The following is a 22,331-nucleotide window of genomic DNA, read 5'->3' as shown; positions in this document are numbered from 1 at the left end:
CCATATCGAACTTTCGCCCTTCCGCTGGGCCGGGTGGGCTTTTACCGGCGCTTGCCGATCACCTCGTGGTCATGGCCGCTCCTCGCGCCTAGGGTCGCGTTCATGGACTCTCCTGAGGGCGAGCGCCGGGAGCTGATCCTGCGAACGGCGACCCGCCTGTTCGCCGCGCTCGGCTACGACGTCACCTCCACCGCGCAGATCGCCGAGGCGGCGGGCCTCGACCCGGCGGAGGTCGCCGCGCACTTCCCGGCCAAGCGGGAGCTGTACATCGAGGTCATGCGGCGGGCCCGCGACCTCCTGGCGGCGGTCATCAAGGAGCGGGCCGACGAGCTGCTGGCGGCGCCGCCCGAGCGGCGGAGCGAGGCGCTGCGCCACTTCATCGACGCCTACCTGGACGGGTGCGTGGCCCACCCGGAGATCCCCGCGCTGTGGATGCACCGCTGGCTGTCCGACGCCAGCGACGTGGTCGACCTGGAGATCAAGAGCGCGCAGCCGCTGACCCAGCACGTCGTCAACGCCATGGCCGAGCTGGCCGAGCCGGCCGGGGCCGATGCGCTGCACACGACGTACACGGTGATCTGGTGCATCCACGGCTTCGTGCTGAGCGGCGTCCTCGACGGCACGGGCGTGCGCCGCGGCGCCGACGACCCGGACCAGCTGGCCCGCTTCCGCGCCCACCTCCACCGGCTCCTGGCCCGCGGCCTCCGCTTCCCGGACGCCTAGCGCGCCCTCCACCAGCTCGGCGGGCTCGGCGGAGAGGGAGATTAGCGGAACGTGACGGATTGTTTCCTCTGCTGAGCGTATTCTGCCCTTATGCGAAATTTCTTCTGGGGGCCATGGTCACGTACCGTGAGCGAGGTGTGCTGAGCACGTGCTCGAAGAGCACGGTCACAGGCGCGGCGCGACGAACGAGTCGTCTCGCCTCGACGGGCTGCTGACCGAGGCCGTCACCGGAGCCGGCGCCCACATCGGCGCCGCGTACCTGCTGGACGAGGGCGGCCAGGTCCTCCAGATGGCCGCCGTGACCGGCCTGCCCGCCCCGATCGCCCGCGCCTGGTCCAGGGTGCGCACCGGCGATCCCATCCCCATCGCCGTCGCCGTACGCGAGCAGCGGCTGATCTGGATCACCGGCCGCGAGCAGCTGGCCCGCGAGTACCCCGAGGCCGCGCTGACCCTGCCGTACCACTTCGCCGCCGCCCTGTCCCCCGTCTGCGCCGACGGCCGGGTCTGCGGCGGGATCATGATGCTGTGGCCCGCCGGCCGCATCCGCGAGCTCTCCGGGCATCGACGCGAGATCATCGAGCGGGCCTGTGACGAGATCGGCCGCTTGATCAACGGTTCGCTGAGGGCGGGCCGGCCGGTCACCGCGGGCCCGCTGCCCCGCATCCTGCCCCCGCGACCGCCGGACCAGGCCGACCCGCGCCTCGTCGCCCTCGACTGCCTCAACCGCCTGCCCGAGGGCCACTGCGCGCTCAACACCGACGGACACGTGACCCTCCTCAGCGCGCCGGCCGCCGACCTGTTCGGCCGCTCACCGGCCGACCTGATCGGCGAACGCCTGTGGGACGCGCTCCCGTGGCTGCGCGACCCCACGTTCCAGGACGCCTACCGCGCTGCCATCGTCGGCCACGAGATCACCGACGTCACCACCCGCGCACCCGGCGGGCGCGCCCTGTCGTTCCGCATGTTCCCAGGCCCCTCGGGCGTCACCCTGCGCATCACGGCCGCCATGGACGTGCACGCCTCCGGCGGCCGGCCGCCGCGCGTCATCGCCGTGCACGAGATGCTGCGGCTCGCCGCCGCGCTGGCCCGCGCGGTGACCGCGCAGGAGGTCATCGACCTGGTCGCCGACCACGTCATGCCCGTCTACGACGTGCAGGCGCTGGCCATCCTCACCTCCGTGGGCGGCAGGAAGCGGGTGGCCGCGTCGCGCGGCTTCAGCAGGCGGGCGGTGGTGGAGTTCGACGGCCGCCCGGACATCGGGCCCACGCCGTCGGGACGCGACCGCCCCGGCTTCTTCTCGACGTGGGAGGAGTTGCACGAGGCCTATCCCGACGCGCTGCGCTCCGACGGCATGTGCGCGTGGGCGTTCCTGCCGCTGATCACCTCGGGCCGGCCCATCGGCTCCTGCGTCCTCGCCTACGACCGCCCGCACTCCTTCGGCACCGACGAGCGCGCCACGCTGACCGCGCTGGCCGGGCTGATCGCGCAGGCGTTCGAGCGGGCCCGGCTCTACGACGTCAAGCACCAGCTCGCGCAGTGTCTCCAGGCGCGGCTGCTGCCGCACACCCTGCCCCGGATGACCGGCCTGGAGGTGGCCGCCCGGTACGTCCCCGCCACCCCCGGCATGGACATCGGCGGCGACTTCTACGACCTGATCAGGCTCGGCGACGACATGGCCGCCGCCGTCATCGGCGACGTGCAGGGCCACGACGTGACCGCCGCCGCGCTCATGGGGCAGGTGCGCACCGCCGTACGCGCCCACGCCACGGCCGGCGCCGACCCCGGCGAGGTGCTCGCGCACACCAACAGGCTGCTCACCGAGCTGAGCCCCGACCGGTTCACCAGTTGCCTGTACGTCTGCCTGGACCTCGGCGGGCACACCGTGCACCTGGCCAGCGCCGGGCACCCGCCCCCTGTGCTGGGCCGGCCCGACGGCCCCGGCGAGGTCGTCGGCACCACGCCTGGCCCGCTGCTCGGCGTGGACCCCGAGGCCACGTACGCGACCACGCCCCTGCCGATGCCGCCCGGCTCGGTGCTGCTCCTCTACACCGACGGGCTCATCGAGGAGCCCGGCATCGACCTGGGGGACTCCATGGCCGCCCTGGCCGCCCGCTTCCGCCCCGAGCCCGGCCTGCCCCTGCACGGCCTGGCCGACGCGCTCACCGATCCGGCCGCGATCGAGCAGCGTCCCGACGACATCGCCGTGCTGCTCCTGCGCAACTCCTGGCAGCCCGGTTAGCGGCGGGGCGCCAGCCGCAGCACGGCCTTGCCCGAGGACAGCGAGACCACCTTGACGCCGATGTTGTTGACCGACCCCGACGTGCCCTTGCCGAGCCAGGCCTGCGAGGTCACCCCCGGGCCCGTGCCCTTGACGTGGACCCTGGTGGAGGAGAAGGAGATGGCCAGGCGGGTGATGCCGTACCGGGAGCTGACCCGGAACGAGACGGACTTGGTGAGGGTGAGGTTGCACTTGCCGTCGTAGCAGGCCCGCAGGTTCGGCTTCTTCGCCGCGGCGTGGGCCACGGTGGTGTGGGCCACGGTGGCGGGGGCCGTCGTGACGGCGGGGGCGAGCGCGAGGGACGCGGCCACCGCCAGGGCGGTGGTGATCGTGGCGGGCATGACTCTCCTAGCTCTCCGCTGCTGATCGCTTACCGGATCGTACGGAAGGGGACGCCTTCCGTCAGCCGCCCCAGTATGCGATGCCCGGCCCGGGACCGGTCCCGGGGCTCAGCGGGTGTCGCGGCGCAGGGGGTGGTCGCCGGGGATCTCGACCAGCACGACGCTGTGCCCGTCGGGGTCGGCGATCCACAGCTCGACCAGGCCCCACGGCTCCATGCGCGCCTCGCGCAGCACGGTGACGCCCGCCTGCCTGAGCCGCCGCTCCTCGTGGGCGACGTCGCGTACCTGGAGCCACAGGGTGTGCGCCGAGCCGTCCGGCGCACCCTGGCCTGAGAGCTCCAGGAAGCCTCCGCCGAGGAAGAACACCGTGCCGGGATGGTCGGGGGGCCCGAACTCGCGGTAGACGGCCAGGCCGAGGATCTCGGCGTAGAAGCGGCGGCTGCGCTCAAGGTCACCTGGACGCAGCAGCACGCGGCTGCTCAGCACCTCCATTCCGGACGTGTTCCCCGCGAGGCGCCCGAGATGCGGGGGCGGGGAGACCGGGCTCCCCGCCCCCCGGGGCGTCACACGACGGCTCCCGTGCCCCGGCGCTCACGCTTGACCTTGGGTGCGGGCGGCGCGGGCGGCGGCTTGCGGTCGAAGCGGGACAGCAGGATGGCCACAGGACCGGCCACGAAGCCGGACGACAGCGTGCCCACCACGATGCCCGTCACCAGCGCGATCGCGAAGTCCCGCAGCGAGTCGCCGCCGAACGCCATGAGCGCGACCAGGATGAACAGCGCGCCGAGCCCGGTGTTGACGGTACGCGGCAGGGTCTGCAGGATCGCCCCGTTCACCGACGAGGCGAACGGCTCCTTGCGCCGGATCGCCCACAGCTCCCTGACCCGGTCGAACACCACCACCTTGTCGTTGACCGAGTAGCCCACGATGGTCAGCATCGCGGCCAGGAACACGCCGTCGATCGGCTTGCCCAGCCAGGCGAACATCCCGCTCACCAGCACGACGTCCACGATCAGGGCGGTCACGGCCGCCGCGCCGAAGGTCCAGCGGAAGCGGAAGGCGAGGTAGGCCAGCTGCATGGCGACGGCCACGCCGAGCGCGATGAGCGCGTTGCGGCGCAGCTCCTCGCCCAGGCTGGGGCCGATGAACTCCTCGCGCCGCTTGGTCACCTCGCCGGCCTCGGCCTTCAGCTCCTGCTCGATCCTGGCCGTCTCCTCCAGGCCGAGCCGCGCGGCGCGTACGGTGACGCCGTCGTCGCCGGTCTGCACCACGGCGCTGGGGAATCCGGCCCGCGCGACGGCCTGCCCAGCCGCCTCGGCGGACACCGGCCTGGACGTGCCGAACTCGACGAGCCGGCCGCCGGTGAACTCGACGCCGAAGTTCAGGCCGCGTACGGCCAGCCCGGCGACGGCCGCCGCCGCAAGCACGCCGGCCATCGCCAGCCACAGCTTGCGGCCCCGCATGAGCTGCGGGTTCCTGCGGTTGAGCCACGTCCTGACGGTTCCGGGCGAGCCGAGCCCCGACACGCGCGGCCCTGCCCTGTTCATGACGGCCTCGGTGAGCACCCGGGTGATGACCATGGCCGACACGAGCGAGGCGATCACGCCGACGCCCAGCGTCACGCCGAACCCCTTGACCGGGCCCGACGCGAGCCAGAACAGCAGCCCGGCCGCGATCAGGGTCGTGATGTTGGAGTCGGCGATCGCGCTCCACGCGTTCCTGAAACCGCGGACGAGGGCCGCGCGCAACCCTCTCTTCTGCGCCTGCTGGTACTCCTCTCTGGCCCGTTCGAAGACGAGCACGTTGGCGTCGATGGCCATGCCGATGGCCAGCACGAACCCGGCCAGGCCCGGCAGGGTGAAGGTGGCGCCCATCGCGACGAGCGCGGCGTACGAGATGAGGCCGTAGCAGAGCAGGGCGATCGTGGACAGCAGGCCGGACAGGCGATAGACGGCCACGATGAAGACGGCGGTCAGCAGCAGCCCGGTCACCGCGGCCTCGGCGCTGGCCTTGATGGCGGCCTCGCCGAGCGTCGGGCCGACCGTGCGCTGCTCCACCAGGTCGAGCGGCACGGGCAGCGCACCGCCCTTGATCAGCACGGCCAGGTCGCGGGCCTCCTCGTGGGTGAACGACCCGGTGATGTCGGTGCTGCCGCCGGGGATGCCGACGCGGCAGGCCACGGACGGGTCGACCGACGGAGAGGAGATGACCTCCTTGTCGAGCACGATGGCGACGCGGCGCTTCGGGTCGCCGTACGGGTGACAGGCGGCCTCGCCGGTGAGCTTCGCCCACGCCGCGCCGTCGCGGAAGTCGATGCTGACCCACCAGCCTGGGCCACGCTGGGGGTCACTGCGCTCGGCGGCGTCGGTGACGCCGTCGCCGGTGATGACCGCGGGACCGATCTTGAGCGGCGCGCCGCTCTCATCGCGTACGGCCGACTTGTCGCCCTCCTCTGCCGTGCCGAGCACGGCGTGGAAGGTGAGCTGCGCGGTACGCCCGATCACCTCGGCGGCCTGCCGGGGGTCGAGCACGCCCGGCAGCTCGACGATGATCCGCTTCTCGCCTGAGCGGACCAGGGTGGGATCGACCACGCCGAGCGCGTCGGCCCGCTGACGCAGCACGGTGATCGCCCGGTCGGTGGCGGCGGCGTCGGCCTTGACCGTGGGCGAGTCCTTGGTCTCGAAGACGAGCTGGGTGCCGCCACGCAGGTCCAGTCCTAGACGCGGCGTGGCGGAGAAACTGACGATCACTGAGATCGCGATGACGGCACAGGCCGCCAGCGCACGCCAGAGCGGCGCACGTTTCATGGGAGCCTCCACAGGGCTTGCCCCGCCCTCCGCCCACGCCTGTCCGGCGGGCAGGGAGGGTCACGCGCATCGCGGGAGCGACGTGCGGGGGCGGGTCGTTATGAGAGGGACGTCGTCAGTGCCCTGTGGAGGGCGGCGCGCGAGGCGGCGTCGCTGGTGGCCGGCATCCCGCCGGAGCGCCGCAGGCGGCCCGCGGGACGACGACCGCCCACGAGCCCCCGGATCCGCCCTGCTCGGGCTGCGGCGGGGCGACCCCGCCCGGCACCGCGCCGCCGGCCCAGAACGGCGACCAGACCCGCACGACCGGCGGCAGCTGCGGCACCTGCCGCAACACCGCGTGGTCCTCCTGCTCGGCCCGCCCAGGAGCCGCATGGGCAGCCGCCTCAACGGCCGCGTGGGCGGCGAGCTGCTGGGCGGCCTGTGCGTGGACGGCCTGTGCGTGGACGGCCTGTGCGTGGGCGGCGGGCGGCAGGAACCAGGACAGGAGAAGGAGCAGCGCGGCAGACAGCCGAGTACGCATGACGCTCCCCTCCCTTCGCGCCTCACCCTAGCCGCCCCAGGCCCGCCCGGCACCGCGCCGCGCAGGGATCAGGCGGGCAAGGGGTGAAGGGGGAGGCCCCCTGACCGGTCGGGGGGTGGTCAGGTGGCGGGGCGTTCGGCGAGGAAGACGAACTCGCGGCCTGGGCGGTCGGGGGCGTCCCTGACGTCCTTGAGCGTGTAGCCGTGGGCGGCGAGGTCGGCCGCGACCTCGCCGCGTTCGCGGAAGCGCAGCGTGGAGTCCGAGGTCAGGACCTGGCCGTCGGAGGCGAACACGTACGTGCCGCGGAAGGTCACCAGCGGCCCGCTGACGTCGAGCAAATCCACCCAGTGCTCCACCACGCCCACCCCGGGGACGTCGGCCCGCACGTACGTCTCCTCCCGGTTCCAGCCGAGCCACGCCCGCCTGGCCGGGTCGCGGGTCTCGAACACCAGGTGCCCGCCGGGCCGCAGGGCCGCGTGCACGGCGTCGAGGGTGGCCGACCAGCCGGTGGGCTCGGCGATCGCCTGGGCGACGTTCGCGGTCATGGTGGCCAGGTCGGCCGACATCGGCGGCACGGCCGTCGCGTCGCCGTGGATCCAGCGCACCCGATCGGCGCCCGGCTTGGCCCGCGCCACGTCGAGCGAGGCCGCCGCGGGATCGACGCCGGTCACGTCGAGCCCGCGCCCGGCCAGCAGCAGCGCGAACGTGCCCGTCCCGCACCCGACGTCGAGCACCCGGCGCGCCCTCAGCTCGGTGGCGACGGCGGCATAGGCGTCGAGGTCGCTGCGATCGGGGTCGAGGGGATCGTAGACGGCGGCGAGACGGGGGCGCTCGAAATGTGCGTCGGCCATGCGATCACGCTACGCCGCTCCTGATGGTGTGGTGTTCGGCGCGGCTTGATACGTTGGTGACAGGTGTGCCGGGAAGTCTGGTCGGCGATGGTCGTCGTCGTTCCTTGAGGAGGCACCCGCCGCATGCCCAGCACGCTCCGCCCGCAGGCCTGCTCGTGACGTTCATCGCGTGGGCCGCGGTGGCGGTGTTCCTGTTCGCGTACGCGCTGATCGCCAGCGAGAAGGTGCACCGCGTGGCCGCGGCGCTCGGCGGGGCCGGGGTCATGCTGCTGATCCACGCCACCGACGCGCAGGCGGCGTTCTTCTCGGAAGAGACCGGCATCGACTGGAACGTCGTCTTCCTGCTGCTCGGGATGATGGTCATCGTCGGCGTGCTGAAACAGACCGGGGTCTTCGAATATCTCGCGATCTGGGCGGCCAAACGGGCGAAGGGCCGGCCGTACCGGCTGATGGTCCTGCTCGTGGTCATCACCGCGCTGGCCTCGGCGCTGCTGGACAACGTGACGACCGTGCTGCTGATCGCGCCGGTGACGTTCCTGGTGTGCGAGCGGCTGGCGCTCAACGCGGTGCCGTTCCTGATCGCGGAGGCGATGGCGTCGAACATCGGCGGCGCGGCCACGCTGGTCGGCGACCCGCCCAACATCATCATCGCCAGCCGCGGCGGGCTGAGCTTCAACGACTTCCTCGTGCACATGGCGCCGATGGTGGTCGTCCTGATGGTCGTCTTCATCGGGATGTGCCGGTTCCTGTTCCGCAAGTCCTTCATCTACGACCCGGAGCGCGCGGCCGAGGTCATGGCGCTCGACGAGCGCGAGGCGATCGCCGACCGGCGGCTGCTGTGGCAGTCGCTGGCCGTGCTGGCGCTGGTCATGGTGGCGTTCGTGCTGCATCCCGTGCTGCACTACGAGCCGTCCGTGGTGGCGGTGCTGGGCGCCGGCGTGCTGGTGGCGGCCACCAGGATCACCACGTCCGAGGCGATCCGCGAGGTGGAGTGGCCGACGCTGGTGTTCTTCGCCGGGCTGTTCGTGATGGTCGGGGCGCTGGTGCACACGGGCGTGATCGAGCAGGTGTCGCAGGCCGCGGCCGACGCGACGCAGGGGCGGCTCGGGCTGACCACGATGGTGCTGCTCGGCGCGTCGGGCGTGCTGTCGGCGATCGTGGACAACATCCCGTACGTCGCCACCATGAGCCCTATCGTGGCCGACCTCGTCCAGGCGGGCGGCGGCAACGAGCACGCGCAGGTGCTGTGGTGGGCGCTGGCGTTCGGCGCCGACCTGGGCGGCAACGCCACGGCCGTCGGGGCGGCGGCCAACGTGGTGGTGCTCGGCATCGCCGCCCGCAACGGCACCCCGATCAGCTTCTGGCAGTTCACCCGGTACGGCCTGGTCGTCACCGTGGTCACGGTCGCCCTGTGTGCGCCGTACCTGTGGCTGCGTTACCTGGTCTGAGTGCTCGCCTGAGTACGGAACCAGACGGCCTCCAGCGCCAGTTCGTCACCGCCGCTGACGGTCACGCGGTCGCCCGCGCAGCGCGGGCACACGTATGCCCCGTCCGGCTCATCCAGCTCGTCGAGCTCGTCGAGCTCGTCCAGAGAGGGGCCGGGCACGGGTCCGGCCGCGCCGGCCGCCGCCTGGACGCGGGCGGGCGTCCTGAGCGGCGGATCCATCGACTCCGTACGCCGGCCGCAGCCGTCGCAGTCGATCGTCGCCGGGGAGACGACCAGGTGGACCGCCGCGTCCTGCGCGGCCGTGCCGCGGGCGGCCCGGCAGAAGGCCTGCCTGAACGTCTCGACGGCCACCGCGTGCCTGGCCCCGACGCGTACGCGCACCGCGGACACCCGCCGCCCCGCCGCCTGGCGGTGGATCACCTCGACGAATTCCGCGCAGAGCCCGCTCTCGTACCCCCGCATCCGTCCCCTCCTCCTGTGCCGGCCGTCCGGCCGCTTTCAGAAGCGCCCATACCGCATGGCTGACCTGCACAAACGCGACTGGTCGAGGGAACACTTGACCACGGAACCCGACAAACGGTGACCATTGTGTAGCGCAAAGTGTCGCAACCCCGCCTTGAAGGAGGACGTGGCCCCCGGCGCACACTCAAGGCGAACGCTGAAGCTTCGGGGGTGGTTCCTCGTGCGCGACGGGTTCGATACCCGCGAGTCCTGGCTCTTCGAGTGCCTGCACTGCCTGCACGTCTGGGAGGAGGGCTACGTCGTCAGGCACCTCGGCGACGGCCGCGGCCGCACCGTCCGGGTCTGGCTCAAGCACGGGGTGCCCGTGCAGCCGCCCTGGTCGGGGCCGTGCTGCCCGGCCTGCGGGTCGTCGTCGCTGACCTCGTTCCCGCCCGGTTACCTCGACCGCCATCCCGAGCTGGTGGCGGCCGACCCGCTGCCGCCCGCCAGGGTGCCGGCGCTGCCCGTGGAGCCGGTGCCGCGGCCCGCCGTACGCGCGCCGCTGCCGCGCCGGTTATTGGTCGTGACGGGGCTGCCGGTGCTGGCGCTCGTGGCGTACGAGCTGTACCGGTATCTCCTCATCTCTGGGGTTCCCCACCATTGACCTCGCCCAGGCGGCGTACGGGCGAGGCGAACCCGATCGCGGTGCCCGCCAGCATCAGGCACGAGCTGACGACCGGCGTCGCCTTCAGACCAGCGCCGCCATCTCGGTGGCCGACGCCCCCAGGTGCACGACCGCCGTGAGCGGCAGCGCCACGGTGGTCACGCTGGAGCCGAGCAAGGAGATCGTGTTGCCGGTGAACAGCCGCCGGAAGTCCGCGTGGGCCCGCAGCACCGACCGCTCTCGCGGTGCGTCTCGCCTGCGGTCATGCGGCACGCTGACCCGGCCGGGCGGATCCGGCGAAATCGGTCAGGACAGGGTGAGGGCGTCTATGTCGATGTGAAGGTCGGCGAGGTGACGCGTGGCGCGGATGGCGGCGGCGTTGGGCTCGTCCACCGAGGCGACCCACCGGGCCGCCTCGTCGGGCGTCTTGCCGAACTCGACGTGCCGCCTGGTCAGCCGGTCGAGCCGGATGCGGTCGTCGAGGTCGGCGTACCAGACCTCGGTCATGGCGGCCCGGACGGCGGGCCACGGGCCGGTGCGCGACAGCAGGTAGTTGCCCTCGCTGACGACCACGCGGGCGCCGGGCAGGACGGGGATCGCCCCGGCGACGGGCTGCTCGATGTCGCGGTCGAAGGACGGCGCGTACACGATGGAGCCGGTCTCGGTGCGGGCCCGCCGCAGCAGCGCCAGGTAGCCGTGGGCGTCGAAGGTGTCGATGGCGCCCTTACGCCCTCGGCGGCCGAGGCGGTCGAGCTCGACGTCGGCGAGGTGGTAGCCGTCCATGGGCACGTGGACGGCGGGCAGCCCGGCCTCGGTCAGGGCCCCGGCCAGCCAGGCGGCCAGCGTCGACTTGCCGGCGCCCGGGCAGCCGGCGATGCCGACGATCACCCGCTCCCCGCCGCCGCACAGCCCGCGCACCCGCTCGACCAGCGCCTCGCCCATCACCGCACTCCCCCGTCCGCCCGGATGACCGAGTTCATTATGCGGCGTTCATCATGCGGCGTTCATCATGCGGCGTTCATGGGGCCCGGCTACCAGGTGACGGGCAGCTCGTAGACGCCGTAGACCTGGCCGTCGTGCTTGAACGGGATCTCCTCGATCGGCACGGCCGCCGCGAGGGTGGGGATGCGCCGGTAGAGGGTGCCGTACACGACCTGCAGCTCGACCCTGGCCAGCGGCTGGCCGAGGCACTGGTGCACGCCGAAGCCGAAGGCGACGTGCCGGCGGGCGTCGCGCCGCACGTCCAGCCGGTCGGGGTCGGGGAAGACGTCGGGGTCGCGGTTGCCGATGTCGTTGGGCATGATGATGCCCTCGCCGGCGCGGATCACCTGGCCCGCGATCTCCACGTCCTCCAGCGCCACGCGGCGGCGTCCGCTGTGGGTGATGTTGAGGTAGCGCAGCAGCTCCTCGGCCGCTCCCGCGACCAGCTTGGGGTCGTCGGAGTCGCGCAGCAGGGCGAGCTGGGCGGGGTTCTGGAGCAGGGCGAGGGTGCCGAGGGCGATCATGTTGGCGGTGGTCTCGTGGCCGGCGATGAGCAGCAGCACGCCCATCTGCGCGGCCTCCTGCCGGGTCAGCTCGCCGTCCCGCACGCGGGCGGCCACCTTCGACAGCAGGTCGTCGGCGGGGTCGGCCAGCTTCTCTGCCACGAGCCCGTCGAGGTACTCGTACAGGCGGCCGAAGGCGACGGCGCGGTCCTCCGGCGTGACGCTCCGCTTGATGATCGTCTTGCTGTTGTGGCGTGCCGGGTCACGAACCAGGGGGTGCTGCCGTCCCAGAGCCGCACCTTCGTCAGCGGCCCGCTCTCCTGCAGCACCCGCAGCTCGGGCGGCGGGTCGAAGGGGCAGCGCGCGGCCCTGACGCCGGGGAACTGCGGGACCTGCTCCTGGCCTGCGGTCTCGTGCACGGTGCCGGTCATGCGTCCTCGCTCACGTCGAGGGCTCCTGTGGGGCAGACGGCCGCGGCCTCGCGTACGGCGGCGTGCAGCCCCTCGGGCGGCTCCGCGTCGAGCAGCAGCACGATGCCGTCGTCCTCGCCCTGGTCGAACACGTCGGGCGCGAGCAGCACGCACTGCCCGGCGCCGCAGCATCTGTCCCGGTCCACGGTGACCTTCATGACGATCTTCCTTCCTTGACGTCCCTGGTGACCGGGGCGGTCCAGATCGCGGTGATCGCGTCGATCAGGCCCGTCGCGGCGTCGTGCCAGGTGGAGCGCGGGGTGGGCAGGTCCTCGGCGAGCGCGCGCTCGCGCTGGGCGCACATGTGGACGAGGAGCTGGCCGGCCATCTCGTCGCGCTCGGCGCGTACGTCGGAGGGCAGCTCGGGCAGGCAGCGGCGCAGGCCCTCCAGGACACGCATGAGGGCGGGCGAGGTGAGCGCCTCGTCCCGCATGATCTTGCGCAGCGCGGGGTCGGTCATGACCTGGGCGGCGAAGCGGGCGTACCAGGTGGGGGTGCCGAGTGCGGCCAGGTGCTCGGTGAGCGAGCGGACGAGGCAGCCGACCCAGTCGCGCACCTCGGCCGTGCCCTCTGCCGTGCCCTCTGCCGCGCCCTCGACCTCGGCCAGGAGGCGGCGTCGCTGCCGTTCGACCTGGTCGGCGTGCTTGCGCACGATGGCGCGTACCAGGTCGGCCTTGGTGCCGAAGTGGTAGCCCACGGCGGCGTTGTTGCCCTGGCCTGCGGCCACGCTGACCTGGCGGTTGGAGACGGCGTACACGCCGTGCTCGGCGAAGAGCCGCTCGGCGGCGGTGAGTATCTGCTCGCGGGTGGCGTTGACCCTGGCCGTCCTGGTCGCCATGGTCCACCTCCCACGCTGACAGATCCTGACTGGATCCTGTCGAATTCGGGCGCTACCAGCCAATCAAGCAGGTGGGCGTAAGTCAAGCGACTGCTTTAACTTTTGCTCCACCATGACGCCCCACCGGACGGAGACGCCGCCGGCGGCGATCATGACACCCTGGCGGCAAATCGGACATCTTGCCGCTGACCAGGCAACTCTCCGCCCGATCACGCCATTTCATGGGGTCGGCTTTGAATGGTCATGCATTCGTGTGTATATACTTCTACTCGTGTCCAAGATGCTCACCTCCCTCCCAGTAGGCGAACGCGTCGGGATCGCCTTCTCCGGCGGCCTCGACACCTCCGTGGCTGTCGCGTGGATGCGCGAGAAGGGTGCGGTGCCCTGCACCTACACCGCCGACATCGGCCAGTACGACGAGCCCGACATCGCGTCGGTGCCCGGGCGTGCCACGCAGTACGGCGCCGAGGTCGCCCGCCTGGTCGACTGCCGGGAGGCCCTCGTCGAGGAGGGTCTGGCCGCGCTGGCCTGCGGGGCGTTCCACATCAGGTCCGGTGGCCGCACCTACTTCAACACCACCCCGCTCGGCCGCGCCGTCACGGGCACGTTGCTGGTGCGCGCCATGCTCGACGACGAAGTGCTCATCTGGGGCGACGGCTCCACCTTCAAGGGCAACGACATCGAGCGGTTCTACCGCTACGGCCTGCTCGCCAACCCGTCCCTGCGCATCTACAAGCCGTGGCTCGACGCCGACTTCGTCAGCGAGCTGGGCGGGCGCAAGGAGATGTCGGAGTGGCTGCTCGCCCGCGACCTGCCCTACCGCGCGAGCACCGAGAAGGCGTACTCGACGGACGCGAACATCTGGGGCGCCACCCACGAGGCCAAGGCTCTCGAGCACCTCGACGCCGGCATCGAGATCGTCGAGCCGATCATGGGCGTGCGGTTCTGGGACCCTGAGGTCGAGATCCCGGCCGAAGACGTCACGATCGCCTTCGAGCGCGGGCGTCCGGTCAGCATCAACGGCAAGGAGTTCCCCTCGGCCGTCGACCTGGTGCTGGAGGCCAACGCCATCGGCGGGCGGCACGGGCTCGGCATGTCCGACCAGATCGAGAACCGCGTCATCGAGGCCAAGAGCCGCGGCATCTACGAGGCTCCCGGCATGGCGCTGCTGCACGCCGCCTACGAGCGGCTGGTCAACGCCATCCACAACGAGGACACCCTGGCCAGCTACTACATCGAGGGCCGCAAGCTGGGCCGGCTGCTCTACGAGGGGCGCTGGCTCGACCCGCAGGCGCTGATGCTGCGCGAGTCGCTGCAGCGCTGGGTCGGCATGGCCGTCACGGGCGAGGTCACGCTGCGGCTGCGGCGCGGCGAGGACTACACGATCCTCGACACCACCGGCCCCGCCTTCAGCTACCACCCCGACAAGCTGTCGATGGAGCGCACCGAGGACGCCGCGTTCGGCCCGCTCGACCGCATCGGCCAGCTCACCATGCGCAACCTCGACATCGCCGACTCCCGCGCCAAGCTGGAGCAGTACGCCGGGCTCGGCATGGTGGGCAGCCCCCACCAGTCGCTCCTCGGCGCTCCGCAGGCGGCGGCCAGCGGCCTCATCGGCTCGCTCGACGAGGGCGGCGCCGAGGCCATCGCGGCCCGCGGCGAGTCGATCACGTCCCGCTCCGATGTTCCCGAGGACGACGAACTGCTCGACCACGCCGCCATGGAGTCCGGTACGGACTGATCCGACCCGCATCGACCGCCCCGCATGCCCGCGAGCACGCGGGGCGTCGTCGTCTCCAGGGGAAGTTCGCCCTGTTCAGACCCGGTGCCGCCCTACCGGGAGCCGTCGTACGGCCCTGCCGAGGCGCACTCAGAGCTTCTTGCCACGATGATTCTGGTAACAAACATTTCCCAAGATAACCGGTCTATCGGGTTGTCATTGACTGGAATTGTTGGAACATATGGTTCGAGTCCTGAGTGAGGTCCAAAGATCGCTTACCGCGAATAAGGGTCGGCGGCGAGGGGAAAGGGGCAACGCTCATGCACCAGCGTGCTGTCCGGAATTTGGCCAAGTTGGAGACCACGCAGGCCAGGATCACGCGTATCTTCGACGCGGCCGCCGGCGGGAAGAACAACTTCCTGGTCGACAAGGACGCGGTGCGCCATTTCGACCAAGCCGCCCCGGCCCTGACGAACGCGGCCCACGCGGTGCTGGAGTTCTTGTCGCGGGTGATCCGTCACCTGGCAGTGCAGGAAGAAGTGGATCAATTCCTGATCGTCGGCAGCGGAATTCCGAGCGGGCTGTCCGCCGGGCGGAATCTGCACGATGTGGCGAAGCACCCGGGCGGGCCCGCCCCGAGAGTCCTGTACGTCGAGAGCAACCCCATGGTGGTGACCTTGGCGCAGGCCACCATCGAGCCGTTCACCGACCTGGTGCGCGTGGTGGAGGGGGACGTGCGGGAGATCGACGAGGTGCTCAACCACCACGTGGTCAGGACCTTCATCGACTGGGACCGCCCGGTGGCGGTGCTCCTGCTGTCGGCCTACAGCCTGCACGATGAGGAGTATGCCCACTATGTCATCAAGCGACTCCGCCACACGGCTCCCGCCGGTAGTTTTCTCACCCTTCTGCACACCACGTTCGACGGCGTCCCACCGGAGTTGCTGCCCGCCATCGACGACCTGCTCGCGATGACGCTCCCCCACCTGGCCGTACGCTCGAAAGAGGAAGTGGCGGCCCTGTTAGAGGGACTCGATCTGGTGGCGCCTGGCCTGGTCTGGGTACCGGAGTGGCGGCCGCTGGGCGAGGAGCTCTCCTGCCAGGAGGAGCCCAGCAAGTCCGGCAACTACGGCGCTGTCGCCCGCATCCCCTGAAAGCACGGCACGTCTCGTTCGCAAAGTTGTCCGGTGCGCATTCACAAGAGTGAGGGCGAGCGTTTATCGTGGAGTTGGGAGCGCTCCCAAAACCGAGAGATGTGATGCGTATGGCCCTCCAACAGGGGTCCTTGTCAGCGCCACCGGCTCACATGGTGGAATACCTGCTGCCGTCCGTGCCGTCGGGCGTCGGCAGGGCCCGCGAGCTGATCAGGACCGATCTGACCGAGTGGGGACTCGCGCACATCGTCGACGACTGCCTGCTCATCGTCAGCGAGCTGGTCACCAACGCCGTACGCTACGGGGGCTCCGCCTACGCCCTGCGCCTGGAAGAGCGTGCGGGCGAGGTCTACGGGGAGGTCTTCGACCCGGGCGGGGGCGTGCCGCGCCCGCGGACCGCGGACATGGACGCGATCTCGGGACGGGGGCTGCAGATCGTCGGGGCGATCGCCGACGCCTGGGGCGTGACGGCCACGGACAACGGCAAGGTCGTGTGGTTCTGCGTCACGCCGTGAACACGGTGCGCCATGTCTCATGCCGGCCGGGTAAACTGCAAGGGTCCTTCAGGCAATCCCCAGGTAAGACAGGTAGCCTCGCTCGGCATGAAGTGGCAGCGCACAATCAACGGAGCGCTGGCCAGGTACACAGGATTCCAGCTCAACCGAGTAGGTAATGCGGGGCAAGTGGCGGCGCCCAAGCCCGCCCCGGAGAAACGGCCGCAGTCGCCGTTCCGCCCGCCCGCCGATCCCGAGACCGACCGCCTCGTCAAGGCGCCGGTGTTCATCATCTCGCCGGTGCGCTCGGGCTCGACGCTGCTGCGGGCGATGCTCAACGCCCACCCCGACCTGCACGCTCCCCATGAGCTGCACGTACGCCGGTTGCGCGTGGAATTCGATACCTCGCTGGCGGAGAAGGCCATGGAGGCCCTCGGGCACAACAGGGCCGATCTCGAACACCTGCTGTGGGACCGCGTGCTCCACCGTGAGCTGGTCCGCAGCGGCAAACGGTTCATCGTGGAGAAGACGCCGGCGAACGCGTTCGCGTACGAGCGGCTGGCGGCCTGCTGGCCGGACGCGCGGTTCGTGTTCCTGCTGCGCCACCCCGCCTCCATCGCGGCCTCCTGGTACGAAGCCAGCCCGGGCAAACGCACCCGCGACGAGGCGGCGGCCGACGCCCTGCGCTACATGAAGGCCGTGCAACGGGCCCGCAAGGCCCTGCCCGGCCTGACCGTGCGCTACGAGGAGCTGACAGCCGAGCCGGAGAAGATCGGGCGCGGCATCTGCGACTTCCTGTCGGTGCCGTGGTCGCCGCAGCTCCTGTCGTACGGCAAGCCCGAGGTGGTCACCAAGGGGCTGGGCGACTGGAAGGACAAGATCCAGTCGGGCACCGTGCAGCGCGGGCGCGACCTGCCCGGCGCCGACGAGATCCCCGGCGTGCTCAAGGACATGTGCCGGACCTGGGAGTACCTCTCGTGAAGATCCGCTACATGCTGCTGCACGCCTACGGCATGGGCGGCACCATCCGCACCGTCGTCAACCAGGCGCACGCCATGGTCGAGGCGGGCCACGACGTCGAGATCGTCAGCGTGGTCCGCCGCCGTGACGAGCCGCAGTTCGCCATCGACCCGCGGGTGCGGCTGTCCACGCTGGTCGACCAGCGCGACGGCATCGCGGCCGACTCGCTGGCCCGCAAGGTGTGGCGGCGCGCCCGTGGCAAGATCGTCCCGTACGGCGAGTTCGCCGCCGAATACTTCACCGAGCGGGTGGAGGGGGCGGTCATCGACTACGTCTCGGGGCTGCGCGACGGCATCCTCGTCACCACCCGCCCCGCGCTCAACCTGATCGCCGCCCGGCGCGCCAACGCCGGCGTGATCCGGGTGGCCCAGGAGCACATGAACCTGGCCTCCTACCACGAGGCCGTACGCGAGCAGATCGGCCGCCACTACGGCCGCTTCGACGCCATCGCCGTGCTCACCGAGACCAGCCGCCTCGAGTACACGGAGCTGCTGTCCGGCACCCCTGTGGTCCGCATCCCCAATGCCGTCCACATGGACCAGCGCAAGCACACCGACCAGAGCAACCCCATCGTGATCGCGGTGGGGCGGCTGGTGCCGCAGAAGGGCTTCGACATGCTCATTCCGGCCTTCGCGGCCGCGGCGGCCGAGCATCCGGGGTGGAAGCTGCGCATCTTCGGCACGGGACCGTCGAAGGAACGGCTGCAGGAGCGCATCGACGAGAGCGGCATGCGCGACCGCATCAAGCTCATGGGACGCAGCAACCGCATCCACGACGAGCTGGCGAAGTCGTCGATCTACGCGCTCAGCTCGCGCATCGAGGGCCTGCCGATGGCCATGATCGAGGCCATGGGCCACGCCCTGCCGATCGTCGCCTTCGACTGCCCCACCGGGCCCGCCGACGTGCTGACCCCCGGCAAGGACGGCATCCTGGTGCCGCCCAGAGACGTCGACGCGCTCGCCCGGTCGCTCAGCCACGTCATGGGCGACCGCGACCTGCGCGTCCGCCTGGGCGCCGCCGCGGCGGAGACCGCCCACGGCTACACGCCCGAGGTCGTCATGCCCCTCTGGGAGAAGCTCTTCGCCGCGCTGGCGGCGGGCGCCCCGCTCACGGACCCCGCCTGGGCGGCCCGCTGAATGACCGGCCGCCCTGTGCGGCCGGTCCCTGCGGCCGGTCTCTGCGGCCCGGTGTGTGCGGCTTGCCGAAGCATTTGCGAGCCCATAGCCATTGACGCGCCGTCCGCGGAAAGCATCCCGGTGTGCGGAACGTCGAAACGGTGCTGGCCGGTCTGGACGCCGCCAGGCCCGGCCTGGAGGAGCTCTACCGTGACCTGCACGCCCACCCGGAACTCAGCCACCAGGAACACCGCACCGCCGCCAAGGTGGCCGACGAGCTGCGTGCCCTGGGCTACGAGGTGCACTGCGGCATCGGCGGCACCGGCGTCGTGGGCGTGCTGCGCAACGGCGCGGGCCCGTGCGTGCTGTCCCGCGCCGAGCTGGACGCGCTGCCGCTCGAGGAGGAGACCGGCCTCCCGTACGCGAGCACCGCGACCGACGACGGCGGCCGCCCGCTCATGCACGCCTGCGGCCACGACCTGCACACGGCCTGCCTCCTGGGCGCGGCCCGGCTGCTGTCACAGGCCGGCGGCGCCTGGCGGGGCACGCACGTCGCGCTGTTCCAGCCGGCCGAGGAGACCGGCGACGGCGCCCGCGCGATGCTCGCGGACGGGCTGACCGAGCGCGTGCCCAGGCCGGAGGTGTGCCTGGCCCAGCACGTGCTGCCCTATCCCGCCGGCCAGGTGCTCACCCGCCCCGGCGCGGTGCTGTCGGCCGCCGACGACTACCGCGTCACCCTGTACGGCCGCTCGGCCCACGCCTCCGCCCCCGACCGGGGCGTCGATCCGGTGGTGCTGGCCTCGATGCTGGTGGTGCGGCTGCAGACGGTCGTCGCGCGGGAGGTGAGCCCGCTGACCCCGGTGGTGCTCACGGTCGGCAGCATCCATTCCGGTACGAATCCCGGCAACATCCCGGAGCGGGCCGAGATCCAGATCAACGTGCGGACGTACCGGGAGGACGTGCGGCGGCGCGTCAAGGACGCCGTCACCCGCATCGCCCGCGCGGAGAGCGCCGCGTCCGACGCCCCTCGGCCGCCGGAGATCGACCACTTCGGCATGTTCCCGCCCACGGTGAACGACGAGGCGGCCACCGCGAAGGTCGCCGCCGCCTTCGCCGCCCGCTTCGACGGCCGGGCGGTGCCGCTCGACCTGCAGACGGCCAGCGAGGACTTCAGCCAGATCCCTGACGCGTTCGGGGTGCCGTACACGTACTGGGGGTTCGGCGGGGCGGATCCGGCCGCGTACGAGGTGGCGGCCGGGCGCGACACGATCGCCGCCGACGTCCCCGGCAACCACAGCACCCGCTTCGCCCCGCCGATCCGGCCCACGTTGGACACCGGCGTGCAGGCGGCCGTCGTCGCGGCCCTCGCCTGGCTCGCCCCTGACCCTTCGACAAGCTGAACTGCCAAGAGCATCAGGGACTTTCCCGTCTTCAACCACAGACTCCAGCACAAGCCCGTCAACTGACGGAAACCGTGGACGACGAGATCGGCCGCACTGCCACCTCAGGCCACTTCTGGATTCAACGCCCCGGAGGCCGGGCGGCGGCCAGGCCGGGCGGCGGTCGCACCGGGCGGCGGTCGCACCGGGCGGCGGCTCTTGGCCGGGCAGCCGTCACACCGGGCGGCGACTCTTGGCCGATCATGCCTGGTCATACCGGGTGTTCGGGGGTCAGGCGCCCGATGGCGGACGCGGCTGCGGGGCGGCTCGCAAGCCCTCGTGAAGGGCCATTTTTCGCGCTAAATGAAAAGCCACATGTCCTGAAAAATCGGTAAATGTAGCTGCGCTCGCGACGCCCGCCTTATCGGGAAATGATTGTCGTTATTGCCGCGCACACGTACGCTGTCCCTGACCTTTCAAAGAAAGGACATCTGGTGCGCAAGGCCCTGATCCCGTTACTTGTCACCATCCTGGTGGTGTTCTCGGCCCAGCAACTCCTCACCCCCGTCCTCGCCCCGCTCTCCCGCGAGCTGCATCTGACCGAGACCCAGCTCGGGCTCGTCGTCACCGCCGCCGCCACGTCCCTGACCATCGCCAGCCCGCTGTGGGGTGTGGCGCTGCGGCGGCTCGGGTTACGCCTGGTGCTGCTGTGCGGGCTCGGCCTGGCGACGGCGGGCATGACCGGGTTCGGGGTCGTCGCCGCGGTGGGGCTCGACGGCCACCTGTCCTCCCCCGTGCTGTTCGGCCTGCTGCTGGTGACCCGCAGCCTGATCTTCGGCGCGGGCCTGGCCGCGCTGCCGGTGGCCACGCTCGCCGTCGCCGCCGCGAGCACCACCACGCAGGCCGAGCGCACCCGGGCCACCGGGCTGATCGGCGCGGCGCAGGGGCTCTCCCTGGTGCTCGGCCCGGCCGGCGGCGGCGCGCTGGCCGTGGTCTCGCTCATGCTGCCGCTCTACCTGGCGCCCGTCGTGTGCCTGCTGCTCACGGCGTGGGTGCTGGTCACCGTACGGCCGCCGGCGGCGCCCGCTCCCCCGCCCGAGCAGCCGGTGGCGCGGCTGCGCCCGTGGGACGCGCGCATGTGGCCGCTGCTCGCGATCGGCTTCTGCCTCTATCTGTCGCTCGGCCTGGTGCAGGTGGTCGTCGGCTTCCTGCTGGCCGACCGGCTCCACCTGGGGCCGCAGGAGACGGCGGGAGCGGTGGGCGTCACGCTGGTCGCGGCCGGGCTGGTGCTCGTGGCCGTGCAGGGCGCGCTCATCCCGGTGCTGCGCTGGCCGGTGCTGCGGCTGATGCGGGCCGGCGCCCCGCTCACGGCGGCGTCCTTCGCGCTGCTCGCCGTGGCGGACACGCTCTGGCTGATCGTGGCCGCGTTCGTGCTGCTGGGGCTGGGGCTCGGGCTGGCGGCGCCGGGCTTCACCGCCGCGCCGACCCTGGTGGCGGGGCCGGGCCAGCACGCCTCGGTGGCGGGGCTGGTCAACGCCACGATCGGCACCACGTTCATCGTCGGCCCGCTGCTCGGCACCGCCCTGTACGAGGTCGCCGCCGTCCTGCCGATCCTGACCGCGCTGGCCGCCGCGACGACGGCGCTCGCGCTGAGCTGGCTCTCCCCCGCCGCACGCCAGGCCGTCCCCGTGACGCCCTAGGGACACGCGGGGCAGCCCGTGCCGGCCGCCAGCCTCGACACGGTCTCCTCGACCAGGGCGATCCGCTCGTCCGGCGGCCCGGCCGGCACGTCGATGAGGTGGTAGCCGAACGCCCGGTAGGTCTCCTCGTGGAGGCGTTCGAACTCCAGGGACTCCTCGAAGGTGATCCTGCGGGCGTCGGTCGGCTCGCAGAAGCCGAGGTTGCGGACGAAGAAGACGTGCCGGTCGTAGACCCCTTCCCGGGCCAGCCGCTCGATCTCGGCGGTCAGGGCGGGCGGCACGGGGTGGCCGACGTACGCGGCGAGCGCGTGGGTGCAGACGGGCGACCGGTCGAAGAACCGCACGGCGCCCCCGCCCAGGCCCCTGGCGCCTCCGGCCCCGCGCCGAGCGCCGCCCGAGCCCTCGCCGGAAGGCCATGGGGCCGCGTCCGCCTGCTCCTGTCTGCGGCGCTGCAGGTCGGCGACCTTGGTGATGAAGGCGGGGCGGGTCCACGGCTCGGCGTCGCCGCGGGCCTGCTCGGCCGCGATGACCGCGGTGGCCGCCTCCTCGACGGTGACGTGGCCGCGCGCGGCCAGGCCGCGCAGGATCGTGGTCTTCCCGGCCCCGGGAGTGCCGGTGAGGATGTAACGCATCGTCCTCACATGATCGCAGGGGTGGGCGCGGCGGCCCACCCCGGGGTGTGCGGTCAGATCTCGTCCACGCTGCTCGGCTCACGCCGGGACAGGTCGATACCGAGCTCCTCCGCTGCGCGGAAGACGTCCTCGTCGGTGTCGCGCATCTCGATGGACGAGCCGTCGCTGGAGAGCACCTCGACGTTGAGGCACAGCGACTGCATCTCCTTGATGAGCACCTTGAACGACTCAGGAATGCCCGGCTCGGGGATGT

The 22,331-nt window shown here is 71.7% G+C and carries 24 protein-coding genes; 11 read left to right on the top strand and 13 right to left on the bottom strand.

The window, feature by feature from the left end:
* Nucleotides 1-102: 102 nt before the first annotated feature.
* The gene (locus ABZW11_RS08535; protein WP_355414117.1) at nucleotides 103-723 is read left to right on the top strand and encodes a TetR/AcrR family transcriptional regulator; all 621 of its coding nucleotides are present in this window, start codon (nucleotides 103-105) and stop codon (nucleotides 721-723) included.
* Between the two features lie 148 nt (nucleotides 724-871).
* Nucleotides 872-2,962: a SpoIIE family protein phosphatase gene (locus ABZW11_RS08530; RefSeq protein WP_355414115.1), complete on the top strand. Its 2,091-nt coding sequence runs from the start codon at nucleotides 872-874 to the stop codon at nucleotides 2,960-2,962.
* Here the strand turns inward: ABZW11_RS08530 and ABZW11_RS08525 are convergent.
* The 5 genes from ABZW11_RS08525 to ABZW11_RS08505 form a co-directional block, all read right to left on the bottom strand.
* Entirely contained in the window at nucleotides 2,959-3,342 is a 384-nt protein-coding gene (locus ABZW11_RS08525) for a hypothetical protein (RefSeq protein ID WP_355414113.1), read from the bottom strand. The genes ABZW11_RS08530 and ABZW11_RS08525 overlap by 4 nt on opposite strands.
* Before the next feature lie 108 nt (nucleotides 3,343-3,450).
* On the bottom strand, nucleotides 3,451-3,834 hold the full coding sequence (locus ABZW11_RS08520; RefSeq protein ID WP_355414111.1) for a VOC family protein: 384 nt from the start codon (nucleotides 3,832-3,834) through the stop codon (nucleotides 3,451-3,453).
* Between the two features lie 71 nt (nucleotides 3,835-3,905).
* Nucleotides 3,906-6,149 carry a protein translocase subunit SecD gene (gene secD / locus ABZW11_RS08515; RefSeq protein ID WP_355414109.1) on the bottom strand — a complete coding sequence of 748 codons (2,244 nt, stop codon included), beginning with the start codon at nucleotides 6,147-6,149 and terminating at the stop codon, nucleotides 3,906-3,908.
* 115 nt (nucleotides 6,150-6,264) lie between these two features.
* The gene (locus ABZW11_RS08510; protein WP_355414108.1) at nucleotides 6,265-6,669 is read right to left on the bottom strand and encodes a hypothetical protein; all 405 of its coding nucleotides are present in this window, start codon (nucleotides 6,667-6,669) and stop codon (nucleotides 6,265-6,267) included.
* A gap of 119 nt (nucleotides 6,670-6,788) precedes the next feature.
* Nucleotides 6,789-7,520, bottom strand: a complete 732-nt coding sequence (locus ABZW11_RS08505; RefSeq protein ID WP_355414106.1) for a class I SAM-dependent methyltransferase — start codon at nucleotides 7,518-7,520, stop codon at nucleotides 6,789-6,791.
* A 155-nt stretch (nucleotides 7,521-7,675) separates the two neighbouring features.
* Between ABZW11_RS08505 and ABZW11_RS08500 the strand changes: the two genes are divergently transcribed.
* Nucleotides 7,676-8,968 (top strand): ArsB/NhaD family transporter, encoded by a 1,293-nt coding sequence (locus tag ABZW11_RS08500; RefSeq protein WP_355414104.1) that lies wholly within the window; start codon nucleotides 7,676-7,678, stop codon nucleotides 8,966-8,968.
* Here ABZW11_RS08500 and ABZW11_RS08495 read toward each other — a convergent pair.
* Nucleotides 8,956-9,429: a hydrogenase/urease maturation nickel metallochaperone HypA gene (locus tag ABZW11_RS08495; RefSeq protein WP_355414102.1), complete on the bottom strand. Its 474-nt coding sequence runs from the start codon at nucleotides 9,427-9,429 to the stop codon at nucleotides 8,956-8,958. The two genes, ABZW11_RS08500 and ABZW11_RS08495, sit on opposite strands and share 13 nt — an antisense overlap.
* Before the next feature lie 220 nt (nucleotides 9,430-9,649).
* Between ABZW11_RS08495 and ABZW11_RS08490 the strand changes: the two genes are divergently transcribed.
* On the top strand, nucleotides 9,650-10,072 hold the full coding sequence (locus tag ABZW11_RS08490) for a hypothetical protein (RefSeq protein WP_355414100.1): 423 nt from the start codon (nucleotides 9,650-9,652) through the stop codon (nucleotides 10,070-10,072).
* A gap of 84 nt (nucleotides 10,073-10,156) precedes the next feature.
* Here the strand turns inward: ABZW11_RS08490 and ABZW11_RS08485 are convergent, their stop codons facing one another.
* The 5 genes from ABZW11_RS08485 to ABZW11_RS08465 all read right to left on the bottom strand — a co-directional run bounded on the left by ABZW11_RS08485 (nucleotide 10,157) and on the right by ABZW11_RS08465 (nucleotide 12,864).
* Nucleotides 10,157-10,303, bottom strand: a complete 147-nt coding sequence (locus ABZW11_RS08485; RefSeq protein WP_355414098.1) for a hypothetical protein — start codon at nucleotides 10,301-10,303, stop codon at nucleotides 10,157-10,159.
* A gap of 75 nt (nucleotides 10,304-10,378) precedes the next feature.
* Nucleotides 10,379-11,014: a nucleoside/nucleotide kinase family protein gene (locus tag ABZW11_RS08480; protein WP_355414096.1), complete on the bottom strand. Its 636-nt coding sequence runs from the start codon at nucleotides 11,012-11,014 to the stop codon at nucleotides 10,379-10,381.
* An 89-nt stretch (nucleotides 11,015-11,103) separates the two neighbouring features.
* Nucleotides 11,104-11,718: a cytochrome P450 gene (locus ABZW11_RS08475; protein ID WP_355414094.1), complete on the bottom strand. Its 615-nt coding sequence runs from the start codon at nucleotides 11,716-11,718 to the stop codon at nucleotides 11,104-11,106.
* 265 nt (nucleotides 11,719-11,983) lie between these two features.
* Nucleotides 11,984-12,184, bottom strand: coding sequence for a ferredoxin (locus ABZW11_RS08470; RefSeq protein WP_355414092.1), 201 nt, complete (start codon nucleotides 12,182-12,184; stop codon nucleotides 11,984-11,986).
* The gene (locus ABZW11_RS08465) at nucleotides 12,181-12,864 is read right to left on the bottom strand and encodes a TetR family transcriptional regulator (RefSeq protein WP_355414090.1); all 684 of its coding nucleotides are present in this window, start codon (nucleotides 12,862-12,864) and stop codon (nucleotides 12,181-12,183) included. The genes ABZW11_RS08470 and ABZW11_RS08465 overlap by 4 nt, the downstream gene beginning before the upstream one ends.
* Nucleotides 12,865-13,135: 271 nt before the next feature.
* Between ABZW11_RS08465 and argG the strand changes: the two genes are divergently transcribed.
* The 7 genes from argG to ABZW11_RS08430 all read left to right on the top strand — a co-directional run bounded on the left by argG (nucleotide 13,136) and on the right by ABZW11_RS08430 (nucleotide 21,446).
* Nucleotides 13,136-14,605 carry an argininosuccinate synthase gene (gene argG / locus ABZW11_RS08460; protein WP_355414088.1) on the top strand — a complete coding sequence of 490 codons (1,470 nt, stop codon included), beginning with the start codon at nucleotides 13,136-13,138 and terminating at the stop codon, nucleotides 14,603-14,605.
* 323 nt (nucleotides 14,606-14,928) lie between these two features.
* Nucleotides 14,929-15,738, top strand: a complete 810-nt coding sequence (locus ABZW11_RS08455; RefSeq protein WP_355414086.1) for an SAM-dependent methyltransferase — start codon at nucleotides 14,929-14,931, stop codon at nucleotides 15,736-15,738.
* Nucleotides 15,739-15,890: 152 nt separating this feature from the next.
* Nucleotides 15,891-16,253, top strand: a complete 363-nt coding sequence (locus tag ABZW11_RS08450) for an ATP-binding protein (RefSeq protein WP_355414084.1) — start codon at nucleotides 15,891-15,893, stop codon at nucleotides 16,251-16,253.
* Between the two features lie 87 nt (nucleotides 16,254-16,340).
* Nucleotides 16,341-17,213 carry a sulfotransferase gene (locus ABZW11_RS08445; RefSeq protein ID WP_355414082.1) on the top strand — a complete coding sequence of 291 codons (873 nt, stop codon included), beginning with the start codon at nucleotides 16,341-16,343 and terminating at the stop codon, nucleotides 17,211-17,213.
* On the top strand, nucleotides 17,210-18,388 hold the full coding sequence (locus ABZW11_RS08440; protein WP_355414080.1) for a glycosyltransferase family 4 protein: 1,179 nt from the start codon (nucleotides 17,210-17,212) through the stop codon (nucleotides 18,386-18,388). The genes ABZW11_RS08445 and ABZW11_RS08440 overlap by 4 nt, the downstream gene beginning before the upstream one ends.
* A gap of 122 nt (nucleotides 18,389-18,510) precedes the next feature.
* A complete protein-coding gene (locus ABZW11_RS08435; RefSeq protein WP_355414078.1) occupies nucleotides 18,511-19,767 on the top strand; it encodes an amidohydrolase in 1,257 nt (418 codons plus the stop codon).
* A 473-nt stretch (nucleotides 19,768-20,240) separates the two neighbouring features.
* Nucleotides 20,241-21,446, top strand: coding sequence for an MFS transporter (locus ABZW11_RS08430; protein WP_355414076.1), 1,206 nt, complete (start codon nucleotides 20,241-20,243; stop codon nucleotides 21,444-21,446).
* On the opposite strand, the gene ABZW11_RS08425 is transcribed toward ABZW11_RS08430, so the two are convergent.
* The gene (locus ABZW11_RS08425) at nucleotides 21,443-22,078 is read right to left on the bottom strand and encodes an AAA family ATPase (protein WP_355414074.1); all 636 of its coding nucleotides are present in this window, start codon (nucleotides 22,076-22,078) and stop codon (nucleotides 21,443-21,445) included. The genes ABZW11_RS08430 and ABZW11_RS08425 overlap by 4 nt on opposite strands.
* Before the next feature lie 53 nt (nucleotides 22,079-22,131).
* Nucleotides 22,132-22,331: hypothetical protein (locus ABZW11_RS08420; protein ID WP_355414072.1), on the bottom strand; the 200-nt coding region annotated here is incomplete at its 5' end.

The organism is Nonomuraea sp. NPDC004580, assembly GCF_040609855.1.
In the GTDB taxonomy this organism is placed as follows: Bacteria; Actinomycetota; Actinomycetes; order Streptosporangiales; family Streptosporangiaceae; genus Nonomuraea; species Nonomuraea salmonea.
This window is presented reverse-complemented; position numbering and strand designations above follow the sequence as displayed.